At 47.8% G+C, this 18,300-nt stretch carries 15 protein-coding genes; 11 read left to right on the forward strand and 4 right to left on the reverse strand.

The features are described 5' to 3' along the window. Window positions 1-219: 219 nt before the first annotated feature. Entirely contained in the window at window positions 220-2,196 is a 1,977-nt protein-coding gene (gene uvrB, locus HV261_RS25670; RefSeq protein ID WP_050886231.1) for an excinuclease ABC subunit UvrB, read from the reverse strand. Between the two features lie 286 nt (window positions 2,197-2,482). On the opposite strand from uvrB, the gene frmR (HV261_RS25675) reads away from it, so the two are divergent. The 10 genes from frmR (HV261_RS25675) to HV261_RS25720 all read left to right on the forward strand — a co-directional run bounded on the left by frmR (HV261_RS25675) (window position 2,483) and on the right by HV261_RS25720 (window position 14,028). Next, window positions 2,483-2,758, forward strand: coding sequence for a formaldehyde-responsive transcriptional repressor FrmR (gene frmR, locus HV261_RS25675; protein WP_001120775.1), 276 nt, complete (start codon window positions 2,483-2,485; stop codon window positions 2,756-2,758). A 58-nt stretch (window positions 2,759-2,816) separates the two neighbouring features. Next, entirely contained in the window at window positions 2,817-3,926 is a 1,110-nt protein-coding gene (locus tag HV261_RS25680; protein ID WP_000842119.1) for an S-(hydroxymethyl)glutathione dehydrogenase/class III alcohol dehydrogenase, read from the forward strand. 50 nt (window positions 3,927-3,976) lie between these two features. After that, the gene (locus tag HV261_RS25685) at window positions 3,977-4,375 is read left to right on the forward strand and encodes a VOC family protein (RefSeq protein ID WP_000070400.1); all 399 of its coding nucleotides are present in this window, start codon (window positions 3,977-3,979) and stop codon (window positions 4,373-4,375) included. A 157-nt stretch (window positions 4,376-4,532) separates the two neighbouring features. Beyond that, entirely contained in the window at window positions 4,533-5,867 is a 1,335-nt protein-coding gene (locus HV261_RS25690) for a DUF3422 family protein (protein ID WP_042630902.1), read from the forward strand. Window positions 5,868-5,914: 47 nt separating this feature from the next. Then, window positions 5,915-6,745, forward strand: a complete 831-nt coding sequence (fghA, locus tag HV261_RS25695) for an S-formylglutathione hydrolase (RefSeq protein ID WP_042630903.1) — start codon at window positions 5,915-5,917, stop codon at window positions 6,743-6,745. Between the two features lie 17 nt (window positions 6,746-6,762). Then, window positions 6,763-8,073: an NAD(P)/FAD-dependent oxidoreductase gene (locus tag HV261_RS25700; RefSeq protein WP_042630904.1), complete on the forward strand. Its 1,311-nt coding sequence runs from the start codon at window positions 6,763-6,765 to the stop codon at window positions 8,071-8,073. A gap of 203 nt (window positions 8,074-8,276) precedes the next feature. After that, window positions 8,277-10,928 (forward strand): excinuclease ABC subunit UvrA, encoded by a 2,652-nt coding sequence (locus HV261_RS25705; protein WP_050886230.1) that lies wholly within the window; start codon window positions 8,277-8,279, stop codon window positions 10,926-10,928. A 191-nt stretch (window positions 10,929-11,119) separates the two neighbouring features. Then, entirely contained in the window at window positions 11,120-11,551 is a 432-nt protein-coding gene (locus HV261_RS25710; RefSeq protein WP_047402202.1) for a DUF488 domain-containing protein, read from the forward strand. A gap of 364 nt (window positions 11,552-11,915) precedes the next feature. Continuing rightward, the gene (gene frmR / locus HV261_RS25715) at window positions 11,916-12,191 is read left to right on the forward strand and encodes a formaldehyde-responsive transcriptional repressor FrmR (RefSeq protein WP_050886229.1); all 276 of its coding nucleotides are present in this window, start codon (window positions 11,916-11,918) and stop codon (window positions 12,189-12,191) included. A gap of 685 nt (window positions 12,192-12,876) precedes the next feature. After that, on the forward strand, window positions 12,877-14,028 hold the full coding sequence (locus tag HV261_RS25720) for an iron-containing alcohol dehydrogenase (RefSeq protein WP_050886228.1): 1,152 nt from the start codon (window positions 12,877-12,879) through the stop codon (window positions 14,026-14,028). A gap of 160 nt (window positions 14,029-14,188) precedes the next feature. Here the strand turns inward: HV261_RS25720 and HV261_RS25725 are convergent, their stop codons facing one another. The 3 genes from HV261_RS25725 to HV261_RS25735 are packed head-to-tail and all read right to left on the reverse strand — an operon-like array spanning window position 14,189 to window position 16,780. Beyond that, on the reverse strand, window positions 14,189-14,335 hold the full coding sequence (locus HV261_RS25725) for a DUF2474 domain-containing protein (RefSeq protein WP_000859348.1): 147 nt from the start codon (window positions 14,333-14,335) through the stop codon (window positions 14,189-14,191). Between the two features lie 25 nt (window positions 14,336-14,360). Further along, window positions 14,361-15,371, reverse strand: coding sequence for a cytochrome d ubiquinol oxidase subunit II (gene cydB, locus HV261_RS25730; RefSeq protein ID WP_096489976.1), 1,011 nt, complete (start codon window positions 15,369-15,371; stop codon window positions 14,361-14,363). Further along, window positions 15,371-16,780, reverse strand: a complete 1,410-nt coding sequence (locus HV261_RS25735; protein ID WP_098140619.1) for a cytochrome ubiquinol oxidase subunit I — start codon at window positions 16,778-16,780, stop codon at window positions 15,371-15,373. The genes cydB and HV261_RS25735 overlap by 1 nt, the downstream gene beginning before the upstream one ends. 977 nt (window positions 16,781-17,757) lie before the next feature. Between HV261_RS25735 and HV261_RS25740 the strand changes: the two genes are divergently transcribed. Then, a complete protein-coding gene (locus tag HV261_RS25740) occupies window positions 17,758-18,138 on the forward strand; it encodes a hypothetical protein (protein ID WP_098140620.1) in 381 nt (126 codons plus the stop codon). The last annotated feature ends 162 nt before the right edge of the window (window positions 18,139-18,300 follow it).

Consider the following 18,300-nt stretch of genomic DNA (forward strand, 5'->3'; position numbering starts at 1 on the left):
TTCAGTATGTACCCCAATGAATCAGCGATCTGGATTATTTATCCGCAAAAAACATGTCATATAAAGTAAGGGATTTTATTGATTTTATTGTCGATGAAATCGGAACTACTCCTTACTGGAAGTACGGAAAGTAATTCCTGTGAATACGGATTTCAAGAGGGAAAGTATTGTGTATATAAAAATCATCCTGATTAATACAGGATGATTTTTATGATGCTGTTACATGAATATAAATTGACGATACAAATCACTCAGTTCTGTTCTTAATTTTTCTATATCCTTCTCCTCACCTGAATTCTCGATCGCCAGTAATTGCTTTTCTTTAACAGTAATTCTTTCACACAACTCTGATAGCGTTGAACAAAATGCCTCTGTATGAGTGGCAGGATAGACGCTTTCATCCTGTTCAGTACTCCGCTTACGAACTGAAGTCACTGGTTTAATTTGATGTTCCAGGTTATAGGCTATCTGACGTTCCCTGCGATTGTGCGTTTCATCCATCGCCTGTTTCATGGCCGGAGTGATCCTGTTTGCATAGAGTACGGCTTTACCCTCCACATTACGTGCCACACGTCCAATCATCTGAATAAGTGCGTGTGATGAACGTAAAAAACCTGCATGGTCAGCATCAAGTATCGCGACCAGTGAGGCTTCAGGGATGTCGAGTCCTTCACGCAGCAGACTGATGCCGATTAAGACATCAAATTCCCCGGCCCGTAATCCATTGATAATTTCCTGTCTTTCATCTGTTTTGATATCAGAATGCAGATATCGGGACAGGATCCCATTTTCTGTCAGAAAATCATTCAGTTCTTCTGCGGTCTTTTTGGTCAGCACTGTCACCAGGACACGATTGTTTCTGTTGACGCAATGACGGATTTCTTCAAGTAAGTTCTCCACACACTGGTCTTTGCTTCGGACCTCAATTTCGGGATCCAGTAAACCGGTGGGGCGGATAATTTGCTGAACAACATTTTTCTTTGATTTCTGCAATTCATATTTACCTGGGGTTGCGGAAACAAAGACAGTCTGGGGCTTAATCTTCTCAAACTCAGCAAAACTCAGGGGACGATTGTTTTTTGAGGAGGGCAGACGGAAGCCGAAATCGATAAGAGTATCCTTGCGACTCTGATCGCCACTGTACATGGCTGAGATTTGCGGGACCATTACGTGCGATTCATCAACAAAGAGCAGACCATTTTTTGGCAGGTAATCCAGCAGCGTTGTCGGTGGGAGTTCCGGATTTCTGTCGCTGAAATAGCAGGAATAGTTTTCCATACCTGAGCAGTAACCCAGTTCACGGATCATTTCAACATCATTGTTAACGCGTTCGTATAAGCGCTCAGCCTCTATCAGACGATTTGCTTTGTTAAGTTCAGCAACCCGTTTCTCCATGTCAGTAAGAATGCTTTTGGTGGCTGAGGGTATTTTTGCGGTCGGTGTAACAAAGAGTGTTTTGGGTGATATTAAATAATGTTCAATGTCGCCCGTAATTTTCCCACTGACAGGATCAATCCATTTTGCGGATTCTATAACATCATCAAAGAGTTCGACCCTGATGGCCTGATGTTCGGAATCGGCAGGGAATATATCAATAACGTCACCGCGAACCCGGAACATTGCCCGTCCCAGAGTTTTGTCTGTACGGGCATACTGCAGACGTGCCAGTTGATGAATTAACTCCCGCTGGGCGAGTTGTCGTCCTGGGTATACCGGGATCTGGATCTCTCTGTATGCGTCCGGATCACCTAATCCGTATATCGAAGAGACGGAAGCGACGACTATCACATCCTGACGTTCAATCAATGCCTTGGTCGTAGATAACCGTAACCTTTCAAGATGATCGTTGATAGCGGAATCTTTCGGGATAAAGCGGTCACTTCCGGGGATATAGACTTCTGGCTGAAAAAAGTCGTAGTAAGAAACGAAGTATTCGACAGCATTTTCTGGGAAAAACTGCTTCATCTCCAGATAAAGCTGTGCGGTTAACGTCTTGTTAGGAGCCAGTATTAATGTAGGGCGCTGCAAACGGTGTATCACATTCGCCATGGTGAAGGTTTTACCCGAGCCGGTTATCCCCTGAAGTGTCTGATGTGTTGCTCCTGCTTCGACTCCCGCTATCAGTCTGGCTATTGCTTCGGGCTGATCTCCTGACGGGATATAGCCTGAATGTAAAATGAATTTTCCTGTGGACATTATGATCTCTCCTGGTTGGAACGCCCCGGACAGCGTTAACACTACTACACTATAGTTTATGACAACCCGACGTAAGGCATTTATGCCTGACTGAAGAAAAGTTATTTGTTCTGTACCAATAAGTTGGCGTTCTGTTCACTTCTATTGTGTACCGTTAAAGTACGAATGTGCCTGATACAACTCTGTCATCTGTCTGGGTTTGTACATCGTGGGGTCAATATTTTTTCTTGCATAGTATAGGGGGGTATACTATAGTCTCTTCAATCCTGATTAACAGGGACAATCAATGCCACATTCTCCAGAAGAAAAGAAACAGGCGCTTGTCCGGGTACGACGTATCAAAGGTCAGATTGCAGCGCTGGAACAGGCGATTGAAAACGAAGCGGAATGTTCTTCATTGTTGCAGCAACTGGCTTCGGTACGAGGAGCCGTTAAAGGCCTGATGACTGTTGTTCTGGAAAGCTATCTCAGGGAAGAATTTCCCGATACGAACAAAAGAAGGGGGTCGCAGACGAAATCTATCAACGACGCTATTTCCATTGTTCGCTCCTATCTCCGTTAACTCTGCCAGGCAGACGTCTGATGGGGTCAGTAAAAACAGTAATAAAAGGATATGACATATGAAATCACGTGCAGCTGTAGCATTTGCTCCTGGTAAGCCCCTCGAGATCGTTGAAATTGATGTGGAGCCGCCTCGTAAGGGTGAAGTACTGGTAAAAATCACCCATACCGGCGTCTGCCACACTGATGCATTTACCTTGTCCGGTGATGATCCGGAAGGTGTGTTCCCGGCAGTACTGGGTCATGAAGGTGCGGGTGTTGTTGTGGAAGTCGGCGAAGGGGTCACCAGTGTGAAACCTGGCGATCATGTTATTCCGCTTTACACGGCAGAATGCGGCGAGTGTCTGTTCTGTAAATCCGGAAAAACTAACCTGTGTGTCTCTGTTCGCGCCACCCAGGGTAAAGGACTTATGCCTGATGGCACGACCCGTTTCTCTTACAAGGGCCAGCCTCTTTTCCACTATATGGGCTGCTCTACATTCAGTGAGTATACCGTCGTCGCAGAAGTGTCTTTAGCCAAAATTAATCCACAGGCGAATCATGAACATGTCTGTCTGCTGGGTTGTGGCGTAACGACAGGTATCGGTGCGGTTCACAACACTGCGAAAGTACAGCCAGGTGACACGGTTGCTATTTTTGGCCTGGGTGGTATTGGCCTTGCAGCGGTACAGGGCGCGCGTCAGGCAAAAGCGGGTCGTATCTTTGCCATCGATACCAATCCGGAGAAATTTGACCTGGCCCGTTCATTTGGTGCAACTGACTGCATTAACCCGAAAGACTACGACAAACCTATCCAGGACGTTCTCATTGAACTGACAGGCTGGGGTGTCGACCATACATTTGAATGTATCGGTAACGTAAACGTAATGCGTTCTGCACTTGAAGCGGCACACCGTGGCTGGGGTCAGTCCGTCGTTATCGGTGTTGCTGGCGCAGGTAAAGAAATCTCCACTCGTCCATTCCAGCTGGTCACCGGCCGTGTATGGAAGGGTTCTGCCTTTGGTGGTGTTAAAGGTCGTACCCAGCTGCCGGGCATGGTTGAAGATGCGATGAAAGGCGAAATCGATCTCGCACCATTCGTGACTCATACCATGGGCCTTGAAGAGATTAATGACGCCTTCGACCTGATGCATGAAGGCAAATCTATTCGTACAGTGATCCACTACTGATTCAGGTTTCACTGGCGATCTTTCAATATTAGTTTTAAAGGAAACAATCCATGTCCAATCCAGTTATTTCAGGCAATGGCATCTTCTCTCACGTCTTTATCGGTGCTGTAGATGTTCAAAAGTCGGCTGAGTTTTATGACGCCACTTTAGGTGCACTCGGTATCAACAACCTTGGTCCTTTTGGTAATGGCTGGGTGTTGTTTGGCCGTGACAAGCCGGCTTTCATCATTGCCCGTCCTGGCAATGGTGAAGCGCCATCCAGCAATGGTGTGACGATTGGCTTTGCTGCCGCCACGCCTGCTGAAGTTGACGCTTTCCATGCCGCAGGCCTGGCTGCTGGCGGGACTGATGAAGGTCAACCGGGTCCTCGTGGTCATCTGCCAGGTGCTTATGCTGCCTACCTGCGTGATCCGGCTGGTAACAAGATCTGCTCCTATACCTTCATCTGATCGTAGGGTGCATCCGGCACAAATGTTGTACGGTTTGTCAGTCAGGCGAACGGTATGAGTTGTGCCAGCTTATGAAGATCAACCCGCAGACGTTTACGTCTGCGGGTATCTTTCTCGAAGCGTAATGTGACTGGCCGTCAGAAAAAGAGAGAGTCTTATGAAAGAGTCAGCATTATCTGCTATCCGTTCTGAGATGCAATCGCCCGAAACCGTGTACGGGATGCCGGCTCATAAAGACAGAACGGCCGCTGTCAATGAAGTACATGCGCGTCCGCACCTGCTTATCACATCACCACAGACCCTGCTGCAGTTTGCTTTCATGACTAAAGGCGACCAGTCAGGTGACCAGCGGGTCATGGTTGAGCTGTCAGATCGTCTTGGTTTAACACCATCAGAAAATTCAGCCCCCCTGCACGGTATCACGTGGCGGGAAGGCGCTTTGTATTGTGAAAAACACGGTGAGTTTTCCACCTACTTATGGAGTACCACATGCGATCCGCGTGACGGACAGTTAAGGGGAGAGAACCCCTTCCGGCATGGTTTCACGCCACCGGGTTCGGTTATCTGTGGTACCCGTCTGGATATTCTGCCATGGACTGCAGAATCTGAGGCTGCAGTAACGAATTTAGATCCTGTCAGCAGGTGCTATTCAGTAACAGAAAATGGCCGTGCCGCAATTATCTCTGATTTTCGCCAGGATAAAGACGGACTGACACGCATTCTGATACTTGAACGGGACCTGACAGAGGCACAGCTGGGTGCACTGGTTCAGCGGCTGCTTGAGATTGAAAATTATCGCACGCTTGCTTTGCTTTCTTTACCACTGACAAGAACCATGGCCTCTGAACTGAGGCGAGTGGAAAACCGACTGGCTGAAATTACAGAAGAAATGCGCACCGGAGAGCATCGTAAAAATGAACAGTTGCTCTCTGCGTTGACCAATCTTGCCGCAGAACTTGAAGCCGGCGCTGCAGCGAATCTGTACCGGTTTGGCGCAAGCCAGGCCTACTATGAAATTGTTGAGGAAAGGCTGAATACGCTCTCCGAAACGCCGGTTCCAGGCTACTACACCTGGGCTGATTTTTTGCAACGGCGCATTGCCCCAGCCATGCGAACCTGCCGTTCTGTGAAAGAACGACAGGCGAAGCTGTCTGACAAACTCATGCGGGCTATTTCGTTACTTCGCTCCTGGATAGATGTTGAACTGGAACATCAGAACCGTGACCTGCTGGCTTCGATGAATAACCGGGCCAGACAACAGCTACATCTGCAGCAAACCGTTGAAGGATTGTCTGTTGCCGCCATTTCATATTATGTGGTGAGTCTGATTTCGTATCTGGTGAAAGGGGTTCCCGGGATCCACGATGTCATGCCACCTGAACTGGCGGTTGCCATTCTCGTGCCCTTCATTGTGCTCGCGATTTGGTGGGTGGTGCGAAGAATAAGAAACTCGCACACCGACCCTGAACATAACGAAAACCACTCTGACTGAGTTGTTACGTTGTTGCTTAATTGTCCTGTCGTTATACGGAGAAAATCATGGAACGTCTTGAACATCATGCCAGCTTTGATGGGTGGCAGGAAGTTTATCAGCATGAGTCTGGCACGCTTGGCTGCACGATGAAATTTGGTGTTTATACTCCACCCCAGGCGCTTAACGGTAATGTACCGGTACTCTACTGGCTTTCCGGTCTGACCTGTACGGAACAGAATTTTATTACCAAATCGAGCGTTCAGCGTTATGCCGCAGAGCATGGGATCATGATTGTGGCACCAGACACCAGTCCGCGTGGCACTGATATTCCTGATGATCCTGACTACGCTCTCGGTCAGGGGGCAGGATTCTATGTTAATGCAACCCAGGAGCCCTGGGCGACACATTACAAAATGTATGACTATGTGGTAAACGAGCTCCCGTCCCTGATTGAAGAATGGTTCCCGGCGTCTGATAAAAGAAGTATCAGTGGACATTCGATGGGCGGACATGGCGCCCTGATGATTGCGCTCAGAAACCCGGGCCGCTATCAGAGTGTATCCGCATTCTCACCGATCGTCGCACCTTCTCAGGTGCCCTGGGGAGAAAATGCATTGTCTGCTTATCTGGGTGATGATCGGGAATACTGGAAGCAGTACGACACGGTTGAGTTGATCCGTAACGCGCAGGAAAGGCTACCTCTGCTTGTAGATCAAGGACTGAATGATGAGTTTCTGAAGACTCAGCTTCAGCCGGAGAGACTGAAGAGCGTTTGTGAGGACACCGGTCATCCGTTGACGCTTAACCTGCGTCCGGGCCACGATCACAGCTACTACTTTATCTCCAGCTACATTGGCGACCACATTGCACATCATGCAGCAGCACTGACGCGCTAAATTCAGGAATTATGGTTATGGTACATTTCTGCGATCAAAAACATCATGTCGTCGTGATAGGGGCTGGGTTCGGTGGACTCTCCGTTGTCAGAGAACTGGAAGAGCCGGGCGTTTCGATCACAATCATTGACCGGAGTAACCACCATCTGTTTCAGCCTTTACTTTATCAGGTCGCTGGCGCATCACTGCCATCAGCAGAAATTGCCTGGCCCGTTCGCTCTCTGTTTCGTCATCGTGAGGATGTACGTACCCTGATGGCCGAGGTCCAGGATGTGGATACCGATTCACGGGAGGTTCTGCTGAAAGATGGTTCCCGAATTGATTATGACACGCTTGTCGTTGCCACTGGGGCCACGCACGCTTATTTCGGTCATGATGAGTGGGAACAGTTTGCACCGGGACTGAAGAACCTGGATGATGCCACGACCCTGCGCGCACGGATCCTTTCCGCTTTTGAACAAGCTGAGAATACCACTGATCCCGCGTTACGGGCTGCCTACCAGACATTCGTCATTGTCGGGGGGGGACCGACAGGCGTTGAGCTGTCCGGGACCATTGCCGAACTGGCAAGGAAAACGCTGAAAAATGATTTCCGTTCTATTGATCCGACAGAGACCAGAATTATTCTGGTTGAAGCCGGACAACGATTGCTCACTGCTTTCCCGGAGTCATTATCGGAATATACCCGTCAGTCCCTGGAGAAACTGGGAGTGGAAGTCAGTTTTGGCCAACCGGTAACGGAATGCTCTGCCGAAGGCGTAGTATATGGTGGGCAACCTCTTCCTGCCAAAACGATCATCTGGGCAGCAGGCGTCACTGCTTCTCCGGCTGCACGCTGGCTCAAGACGGAAGCTGATCGGGCTGGTCGGGTTATCGTGGGAGCTGATCTCACGCTCCCGTTACACCCTGAAATATTTGTAATAGGTGATACCGCGGCCGTGACCGGAGAGGACGGCAGGATGATCCCGGGCATTGCTCCGGCCGCAAAACAGGAAGGACAGTATGTGGCTAAACTGATCCAGTCCCGTTTAAAGGATGAAAAACCTGACCTGAAACCTTTCCGGTACCGGCATCAGGGGAACCTAGCGACCATAGGTCGCGGACTGGCTGTGGTTGATATGGGACGGTTAAAACTCCGGGGAGCCATGGCGTGGTGGTTCTGGAAAATTATCCACCTGTATTTTTTGATCGGAACCAGAAACCGGCTGAGTGTCGCTATCAGCTGGATCTGGAACCACAGTATCGGATACAGGGGAGCCCGCATTATCACGGGAGGTAAATCACCTGCTCCGGATAAGAGTGCGGTCCATTCCCGCTCAGAAGAGTGATACCTGAACCTTACTGATGCCGCTGAAACATCAGCGGCATTCCTTATTTAATCACCGGCGCCGGCGCAGGCTATTCGCTTACTGCTGCATAAATCCCTTTTGTCATTATTCCTTCTTAACTAATGGTTCGGCACATCGGTTAACGCCATTCAACGTAACCAGCGTCAGAAGTAAAGTTGATTTACGTATTACAGGATTAAACTATGTCAAAGAAACTTTTTGGTGCCCCCCCAACCCTGACAGACGCCAGTAATTCTGTTGTGGTACGTGGTGCCAGGGAGCACAACCTTAAAGAGGTGGATGTCTCTGTTCCGCGTGATGCACTTGTTGTCTTTTCGGGGGTCTCTGGTTCCGGTAAGTCTTCACTGGCTTTTGGAACCATTTATGCTGAGGCGCAACGACGCTACTTTGAATCGGTTGCCCCGTATGCGCGGCGCCTCATTGATCAGGCCGGTGTTCCGGATGTGGATGCCATTGATGGACTCCCCCCTGCAGTTGCCCTTCAACAACAGCGAGGAACCAGCAACGCACGCTCTTCTGTCGGCAGTGTGACCACCTTATCGAGCCTGGTGCGCATGATGTATTCCCGGGCGGGAGCCTATCCGGCAGAACAACCTATGCTCTATGCTGAGGATTTTTCTCCTAACACGCCTCAGGGAGCATGTCCATCCTGCCATGGTCTCGGACATATCTATGATGTGACAGAAGCACTGATGGTACCTGATCCGTCACTCAGTATCCGGGACAGAGCCATTGCCTCCTGGCCACCTGCCTGGCACGGACAAAATCTTCGCGACATTCTGGTGACACTGGGCTATGACGTCGATATCCCCTGGAAAGAGTTATCTGAAGAAGAGCGACACTGGATCCTGTTTACTGAAGATACCCCAACGGTGCCGGTCTACCCCGGGCTCAGCCCGGAAGACACACGTGTCGCAGTCAGGGAAAAAATGACTCCGGGTTATATGGGGACGTTTACAGGGGCGCGACGTTATGTTCTGCATACCTTTGCACACACCCAAAGTGCACTGATGAGGAAACGCGTCTCCAGTTTTATGGAAGGAAAACTGTGTCCTGTCTGCCACGGAAAAAGGCTTAAACCGGAATCATTGTCAGTCACTTTTGCTGGTGTGGACATCGGTGAGTTTATGCAGATGCCTTTAGACCAGCTGGCAGAGTTGCTTCTTCCTATCTCCCGGGGGGATTTCAGTACGCATCATGCCGGGGCTGATACTGACAGGGATATCACCCGCCGGGATCGGACAGAACGCGCCGGTTCCGGCAGGGCAGTCCATTCTGTAACGCCGGATGTCCGCCGGACCTCAGCATTATCGACAGAGAAACGACTGGCTGCTCAACGACTGACCAGAGGTGTTATGGACCGGCTGTATCAGTTGCAGAAACTGGGACTTGGTTATCTGACATTAGACAGAACAACGCCAACACTCTCCGCAGGGGAACTCCAGCGATTGCGTCTTGCCACTCAGCTTAGCTCCATGTTGTTTGGGGTCGTCTATGTTCTCGATGAACCATCAGCAGGCCTGCACCCTGCAGACAGCCATGCACTTTACGATGCTCTGGAGAACCTGCGGGATGCCGGAAACTCAGTGTTTGTCGTTGAGCATGATCTTGACCTGATGCGACGGGCGCAATGGCTGGTTGATGTGGGACCCGCTGCAGGAGAACAGGGCGGTCATATTCTCTACAGTGGTGTACCTGAAGGTCTGAAAGCTATTGCTGAATCCAGAACGGCACGGTATTTGTTTGATGAAATCAGGCCACCACAATCATACGCCCGACAGCCAGCAGGATGGTTAAAATTACAGGATATTCACCGTCACAACCTGAAGGGACTGGACGCCTGTATTCCTCTGGGGGTACTGACCGCTGTTACAGGTATTTCGGGTTCCGGAAAGTCTAGTCTGATTGCTCAGGCCTTACCTGAGCTGGTGCTTTCCTCGCTTGGCCATGAACCAGAAGACGTGTTATCCGAGGGCAGTGATGCTGAGGGACCAACCGTTACTGAGAAAACGTACGGTACGCTGACAGGCGACACCGGACTGATCAAACGTCTGGTGCAGGTTGACCAGAAACCGATAGGCCGGACACCGCGTTCTAACCTGGCGACATATACCGGACTGTTTGACCATATTCGTAAGCTCTTTGCCGGAACACCTGCTGCTAAAAACTATCATTATGATGCCGGACAGTTTTCTTTCAATGTGGCAAAAGGTCGCTGTGAAACCTGTGAGGGTGAAGGGTTCGTCAGCGTTGAACTCTTGTTTATGCCCAGTGTGTATGCCCCTTGTCCGACATGTCATGGCGCACGCTATAACCCTGATACGCTCAGGGTTCGCTGGAAGGAGCGAAACATTGCGGAAGTCTTGCAGATGACAGTGGATGAAGCCTGCAGCTTCTTTGCTGATGTAGAACCCGTGGCGCGACCTCTGCGCCTGCTGGGCGAAATCGGTCTGGGATATCTGCGTCTGGGTCAACCAGCCACTGAGTTATCCGGAGGAGAAGCTCAACGGATAAAGCTGGCAACCGAACTGCAGCGTAGTCAACGTGGCCATACGCTGTATGTTCTGGATGAACCGACCACCGGACTCCATGCGTCAGATGCCGACCGTCTGCTTGTGCAGTTGCAGCGTCTTGTTGAGACAGGGAATACCGTAGTTGTGATTGAACACGATATGCGTGCAGTCGTGCAGGCTGACTGGGTTATGGACATTGGTCCCGGAGCAGGTCATGAGGGAGGCAACCTGGTTGCAGAAGGTACACCCGCCCAGGTATCACTGGTTTGTGAAAGCCGCACGGCACCGTTTATTGCCCGGGAGTTGTCACGGAACTGGTAAAAGGACAGTGTCGTCATAGCGTGAATGACGACACTGTCACGCTACTGGTATATCCCCTGAACATTTTACCTGTCATTGTGACTACCTGAAAAAATACGTGATAAGAAACCTGTTGTACCAGGGCACAGCAAAAACACCAAATCTAATCCAGTGTTAAACATCACTGTTATGCAGGTGGTAAGGAGAACCTGATGAAACTATTTACGATTGGTTTCACACAATCTTCGGCGGAGCATTTTTTTACGCGCCTGAAGGAATCCGGAGCAAGACGTATTCTGGATGTGCGTCTCAATAATCGCTCTCAGCTGGCAGGTTTTGCAAAACAGGACGATCTGAAGTTCTTTGCCCATACTCTATGTGATATCGATTACGCACATATGCCAGATCTTGCCCCGACGCGGGAAATGTTTGAGCGATACAAATTACAGAAAGGAGACTGGGAGATATATTCTTCGGATTTCATCGATCTGATTACAAAAAGACATATCGAATCGCTCGAAAAGAGTCAGTTTGCTGATGCTTGCTTATTGTGTAGCGAACATAAACCACATCATTGCCACAGACGGCTGGTTGCTGAGTACCTGGCAGATAAATGGCCTGATGTCACTATCATGCATTTATAGTGGCTGGGTTGTGTCTGTACGCCCGAACACCAGAACACAGCTCCCACAGACTATGACGGTACCAGACGATATTCGGACAAAAGGAAGAGGATTTAGCCTGCTAAAGCAATATGGGCTAACAGGAAGCGACTTGATATCGAAAATCTGTGTTTGCGACGCGCTTTTTTTGACCATGCTTTTGGGCTAATATCACACCCTTCAGTCTGTATTTTGCCAATAATATAACCAGTTGTTTTATTTTATAAATAAAGCTTATCGGTATGTGCTCTGTTATGTTTGTATACTACACGGGAGGTATACATTCATTGATCGGATAATGCATACTCCGACGCAGTATATCAACTTAAAGATAGTGAGGTAAGAAATGCCCAGTACTCCGGAAGAGAAAAAAAAGGTACTGACACGGGTTCGCCGCATCAGAGGGCAGATTGATGCTCTGGAAAGAGCACTTGAAAATGGTGCTGAATGCCGCGCCATTCTCCAGCAAATTGCTGCCGTTCGTGGCGCATCTAACGGATTGATGGCTGAGGTTCTGGAGAGTCACATACGAGAAACCTTTGACCAGAATGACAGCTATAGCCATGAAGTCAGTAAATCAGTTGACGATACGATTGAACTGGTTCGCGCCTATCTTAAATAGCAACTGACCGGTAAACCCGGTCACTGCTGGATGTCATTATGAACACCAACCGAACGGCATAGTCAGTCCACAGGTACTACTCATTCCCTGACTATGTCCCAGGAGTCCAGTGTCGTTCAGCCAAAACTAATTTCTGCTTTGTATACCACTACGACAAATGCTGTCATCAGTTCAGGTGCGATAATTTCGTTATCATGCGCAGTACATACTGCCCTGAGTTTTCTGATCCAGTAATCATTCTCGGCACCAGTGTTCCAGGTGCCGCCTCGCCCTACAGATATCTGTAATTGTAAACCGTCGCAAGACCGGTCCAGGCGATAGGGCAGAATCGCCCACTGTTCGGAAAACCAGTACTAACTGACAGTTCTGGTACTGGGGGCTGGTCACAGCACTGTATAGGCCAATTCTGTGCGGCGTTGTCACCTGACCTGTCTGAAGAAATTTCCCGCACGCAACAGGTTACTACTCAGAAGTGATAACCCAAGTCCTCATCAAACATCAAAAAATATTTTCAGATAAAAATCAAGTGTTTATAATTTTTTAATCCTTATCAACAGTATTGGTATTGCCAGTTACTATACTGCCGTATAGTATATGAAGCAGATAATGTACACACAGAAACAACAAGGCTATCAAGATTTAAAATGCCCTCTCTAATATTTAAACTGACGAAAGGATATTAACTATGAGTAATGTATTTTATATGCCGCCTGTAACCCTAATGGGACTGAATGCTATTCGTCTTTTAGGGGATGAACTTGTTTCAAGGGAGTTAAAAAAGGCGCTGATCGTCACTGACCGTGTTTTGGTTGACACCGGACTGGTTAACAAACTGACAGATGAGCTTGAGGTGCATAAAATTAGTTATGCAATATTTGATGGTGTTCAACCTAATCCAACAGAGAAAAATATTGATGACGGTTTAGCCTTGCTTGCAAAAAGTAATGCTGATTTTGTCATTTCCTTTGGTGGGGGGTCTTCTCACGATACAGCTAAAGGTATTGCATTGGTGGCCACTAATGGTGGGCATATTCGGGATTACTCGAAAGGTGTGCATCTGTCCAAAAAACCACAATTACCATTAGTTACTGTAAATACGACAGCGGGTACGGCATCGGAAATGACCGTATTTGCAATCGTCACTAACCAGGAAGATGAAACTAAATACCCGGTAGTGGATAAGCACTTTACGCCTATCATTGCGGTTAACGATTCTGAACTTATGGTCGCAATGCCTGCGTTCCTTACGGCAACTACAGGTATGGATGCCTTAACTCATGCAATTGAAGCGTATGTATCAACAGCAGCTACGCCTGTTACTGATGCTTGTGCTATCAAAGCAATTGAAATTATTGTTAATAATCTTAAAGACGTTGTAGATGATGGCCAAAACCGCAAAGCACGTGATGCAATGCAATATGGTGAATATCTGGCTGGAATGGCATTTTCAAACGCGTCTCTTGGTTATGTCCATTCAATGGCTCACCAGTTAGGTGGCGTTTATAATCTGTCTCACGGTTTGTGTAATGCGATCCTGCTGGGTGAAGTATCCCGATTTAATGCGAAAAAGGTTCCCGATCGTTTTGTTGAAATCGCCCGGGCAATGGGGATTGATGTCTCAACAATGACTCAGGAGCAGGCCATTAATTCTGCTATCGAAGCAATTGAGATGTTGTCGCAAAAAGTCGGTACGAATCAACGCCTGGCTGATCTTGGTGTAACGGAGGATAAACTTGCATTTATGGCACAAAATGCACTAAATGATGCTTGTTCTTTAACCAATCCTCGTCAGGCAAGCCTTTCGGAGATTATTGAGCTCTACAAAGCTCGTATGTAAGCATTCTCCTTTTTACACCGTTATCTGAATTATATCTGAAGGAAAGTTGTACAAGTTCATGGTCAGAAATTTAAATCACTTCTGACCAGAGAAATTGGCCATAAACATGTCTTTTTGATACTAAGAAAATCGGGTTACCTCTGGTAACCCGATTTAAACGTTAGTGCGTTTTCATCCCAGCGGCTGTCATTAGCAATTTGAATATTGTAGCAACGACCCCCAACGCCATTACACTGACAGCCCAGATAATCACCAGCCACATCAATTTTTTCCAGAATGGACGAGGTGTTTCATCAACGGTTTTCATTTAAGTTTCTCCATTGACCTCACCATTAGTGATAACCGTCGCCAGTTTTTACCTTCCCCCGGAATACATAGTAACTCCAGCAGGTGTACATCAGGATTACAGGGATAATCAACAAGCCACCTATTAGCATAAAGCCCTGACTCTGAGGAGGTGACGCTGCCTGCCAGATGGTTACAGAAGGCGGTATGATATATGGCCAGATACTGATCCCAAGACCACTGAAACCAAGGAAGATTAATCCTAACGTCAGCATAAAGGGACCAAAGCTGGATCGACGGCTATAAACACTGCGAACGATACCCCAGCAACAAACAAGGACCAGCAATGGTACAGGCAGGAAAAAGATGACATTTGGCATACTGAACCAGCGACTGGCAATCTCAGGATGAGTCAATGGGGTCCAGACACTGATAATTGCAATAACTGCCAGTAAACCAAGGGTTAACGGAGTTGCAAGCTCTGACATCCTGCGATGAAGCGAGTCTTCTGTTTTCATAATCAGCCAGGTGCAACCCAGCAGGGCATAGGCCAGAACCAGTCCCAATCCGCAGAACAGAGGGAACGGGGCAAGCCAAACCAATGCAGAACCGCTAAATGTACGTCCGGACACACTCAATCCATTTAATAAGGTTCCGACTGCAACACCCTGACTGAAAGTGGCCAGTACAGAGCCGACGATAAATGCTTTGTCCCAGATAGGTCGATGTTCCGGAATTGCTTTAAAACGAAACTCGAAGGCCACACCACGAAAGATAAGCCCAAGTAACATTGCGGTAAGCGGAATACTAAGAGCATCAATGATAACCGCGTAAGCCAGAGGAAACGCGCCGTACAATGCCGCTCCCCCCAGTACCATCCAGGTTTCGTTGCCATCCCATACAGGCGCAACGGTATTCATCATTGTATCGCGATCGACATCGTGCTTATGAAACGGGAACAAAATACCGATTCCCAGATCAAATCCATCCATCACTATATACATCAACGTAGCGAAGACGATGATGACAAACCAGATAATTGACAGATCAATACCCATTATTTGTCTCTCCCACGTGTTGCCAAACCCTCATTTACCGCTGACAGAGGACGGGCAGGTGTTCCATCCGTTACTTCCTGATGCTCCTCAGCATGTACAGGCCCTTTTTTGATCAGACGTACGAGATATATATAACCGACGCCAAAGACTGAGGTGTAAACAAGCAGAAACGCCAGTAAGCTGATTGACATATGTAAATCGCCATGTGCAGAAACAGCATCTTTCGTTCGCTGTACGCCATAAACGACCCATGGTTGACGACCTATTTCAGTTGTGAACCAACCGGCCAGTAACGCAATCAGTCCCGAAGGCCCCATGAAGAGAGAAAAATAGAGGAACGGTTTAGATGTATAGAGACGTTTCCGCCAGCGAAGCCATACGCTGACCACCCCGAGAAGAATCATCAGCATCCCTAAGCCAGCCATTACGCGGAAAGACCAGAATATGATAGTGGAGTTAGGACGATCTTCTTTAGGGAAACTCTTCAGGGCAGGCACCTGCTTATCAAGGCTGTGTGTAAGGATAATACTGCCAAGATAAGGGACCTCTATTTTGTACTTCGTCTCTTCTGCATTCATATCTGGCAGGCCAAACAGAACCAGAGGGGTTGCTTCACCAGGTTTATTTTCCCAGTGTCCTTCAATCGCAGCGATTTTTGCCGGCTGGTGCTCAAGAGTATTCAGACCATGCGCATCACCGATAACGGCCTGGATCGGGGAAACGATTAATGCCATCCACAATGCCATAGAGAACATTTTGCGAATCGCGGGAGTATCATTGCCTTTTAGCAGATGCCATGCTGCTGATGCTCCGACAAAAAAAGCGCTTGCAAGGAAAGCCGCAGTGGACATATGTAACAGGCGGAACGGGAAGGAAGGGTTAAAGATAATTTTCAGCCAGTCTACAGGGATAACAACACCATTCTCGATGGCATAACCCTGTGGAGTCTGCATCCAGCTATTGGATGACAGGATCCAGAACGTGGAAAACAGTGTCCCCAGCGCCACCATACAGGTAGCAAAGAAGTGCAGACCGGGGCCAACACGATTCCAGCCAAACAGCATGACACCAAGGAAACCCGCTTCAAGGAAGAACGCAGTCAGAACTTCGTAGGTCAGCAATGGACCGGTGATACTCCCTGCAAACTGTGAGAAGCCACTCCAGTTGGTACCAAACTGATAAGCCATAACCAGACCGGAAACAACACCCATACCAAAGTTTACTGCAAAAATTTTTGACCAGAAGTGATAGAGCTCCTTGTAAGTGTCATTTCGTGTCTTTAACCATAACCCTTCGAGCACGGCCAGGAAACTGGCCAGACCAATGGTTATTGCTGGGAAAATAATGTGGAAGGAAACAGTAAATGCAAACTGTATCCTGGCCAAATGGAAGGCATCTAATCCGAACATAGTTCACCTTAACCCCGATAATACACTGATAATTAATTATTTCTTATCAAATCAGAGCCTTGATGAGAAATTTCGACTATTGAAAACAATCATTTTTTTGTATGAGATAAAAACTCACTTGCAAGTACATTGTTAAGCACATGATTAAATGTGTCCAATAAGTTGCAATAATGTAGTGATAGATGAGGTCGATTACAAAAATGCAGGATTTTCGTTATTGTGTCAGTAAGCACGATCATTCCTGATACTGCACGATACAAATAGTGTTGAGAGTAATTCTTAATAGTGGGGATTTATTTGTAACTTACTGAAAAATTTAGGTGATTAGATGTTTCTGTAATATGCATACCGTCCGGTTTTGACCACTGATACACGAAGAAATCAATATGCTCGTGCATTCTACCAGGTATATTCTGGTGTCCTAGCTAAGGATATTAAATCTCATTTTTTAAACAACAAATTATTTCATATACATATGGATTAGATTTTTGCTCTGGTATCAGAAGTAGATGTCACAAACAAAGGAATAAATAATCGACAAGGAACTGACTACCGTCGACAGACCGCGGGAGGTGTTCAGGATCAGCTGCATTGATGAGTTCCGGACCCTACAGGCAAATGACCCCATTCTGGTTATGCCGAAGTATCCGGACCCTTGAGGCGTTTTTCTGGCGAGACAATTATTTTAACAGTCAGAGACCAGAAGCACTCCTCAGCTATCAGTTCAGTCCGGAGCAGGTCCAGCGCTCTCACGGAACCGGACGTGAAGAGGAGTGGAACGACAGTTCCACAGGCGTTGAAGGTGAGAGTGGCATTGAGGGTCATTATTCAACATCCGGGAATTCAGCCTGCTGCGTTGTCAGACGTACAGGCCATTCTCTCAGGCATCGCTATAAGTAACTGTCTGAATCCTGTATCCTCGAAGCTGCACTGTAAGCAATTAATTCCCATCGTGGCAAATGCACAAAGGATGATACATGCAAACGCTAAAGAGCAGACTTGAAACGGTAGTACATTGTTTTGAAAATGATTTTCGCGGATTTAAAATCAGAAACAGTAAGACCGATGCCATGAAATGGCTAATGCGATTCAATTTGCCGTACTCTGTCCGAGAACATGAACCCGGTAAATATCTGCTTCTTAATCGCGAATATAAACCTCTGGGATTTATGGCGCAGGCCGGTGGCCACGGCGCGGAATACGCTGTTTACGGTGATCATCTTCTTGCAGGTGCTCCGGGATTACTCGATAGCGATATTTATTTTTATAACGACGGTTCAACCCCGTGGGAAAGCGCTAAAAACTGGACTGCATACCAGAAGGCAGTCCTCCAGTTCCTTGAAAAACTTCCAGGCTGAGTGAATTGCCCGGATAATCTAATCAGGCCGCTTCAGCGGCCTTTTTTACGTCTGCTGTTCTGGTAACTCAGGTGATTCTGCGTTCTGGAGAGGTATCCAGTCTTCCGACTCAATGAATTTCGGATCTCAGGAGAAGAGAAGAAGGATTTTTGCAGAAGCACA

The organism is Citrobacter sp. RHBSTW-00671 (assembly GCF_014103415.1).
In the GTDB taxonomy this organism is placed as follows: Bacteria; Pseudomonadota; Gammaproteobacteria; order Enterobacterales; family Enterobacteriaceae; genus Citrobacter.

Bases quoted from the DNA above. Each gene is read 5' to 3' on its own strand.
- HV261_RS25740 (WP_098140620.1), top strand. From the start codon at position 17,758: ATGCAAACGCTAAAGAGCAGACTTGAAACGGTAGTACATTGTTTTGAA.
- frmR (WP_001120775.1), top strand. From the start codon at position 2,483: ATGCCACATTCTCCAGAAGAAAAGAAACAGGCGCTTGTCCGGGTACGA.
- fghA (WP_042630903.1), top strand. From the start codon at position 5,915: ATGGAACGTCTTGAACATCATGCCAGCTTTGATGGGTGGCAGGAAGTT.
- frmR (WP_050886229.1), top strand. From the start codon at position 11,916: ATGCCCAGTACTCCGGAAGAGAAAAAAAAGGTACTGACACGGGTTCGC.
- HV261_RS25720 (WP_050886228.1), top strand. From the start codon at position 12,877: ATGAGTAATGTATTTTATATGCCGCCTGTAACCCTAATGGGACTGAAT.
- HV261_RS25735 (WP_098140619.1), bottom strand. From the start codon at position 16,780: ATGTTCGGATTAGATGCCTTCCATTTGGCCAGGATACAGTTTGCATTT.
- HV261_RS25700 (WP_042630904.1), top strand. From the start codon at position 6,763: ATGGTACATTTCTGCGATCAAAAACATCATGTCGTCGTGATAGGGGCT.
- HV261_RS25725 (WP_000859348.1), bottom strand. From the start codon at position 14,335: ATGAAAACCGTTGATGAAACACCTCGTCCATTCTGGAAAAAATTGATG.
- HV261_RS25690 (WP_042630902.1), top strand. From the start codon at position 4,533: ATGAAAGAGTCAGCATTATCTGCTATCCGTTCTGAGATGCAATCGCCC.
- HV261_RS25685 (WP_000070400.1), top strand. From the start codon at position 3,977: ATGTCCAATCCAGTTATTTCAGGCAATGGCATCTTCTCTCACGTCTTT.
- uvrB (WP_050886231.1), bottom strand. From the start codon at position 2,196: ATGTCCACAGGAAAATTCATTTTACATTCAGGCTATATCCCGTCAGGA.
- HV261_RS25680 (WP_000842119.1), top strand. From the start codon at position 2,817: ATGAAATCACGTGCAGCTGTAGCATTTGCTCCTGGTAAGCCCCTCGAG.
- HV261_RS25710 (WP_047402202.1), top strand. From the start codon at position 11,120: ATGAAACTATTTACGATTGGTTTCACACAATCTTCGGCGGAGCATTTT.
- HV261_RS25705 (WP_050886230.1), top strand. From the start codon at position 8,277: ATGTCAAAGAAACTTTTTGGTGCCCCCCCAACCCTGACAGACGCCAGT.
- cydB (WP_096489976.1), bottom strand. From the start codon at position 15,371: ATGGGTATTGATCTGTCAATTATCTGGTTTGTCATCATCGTCTTCGCT.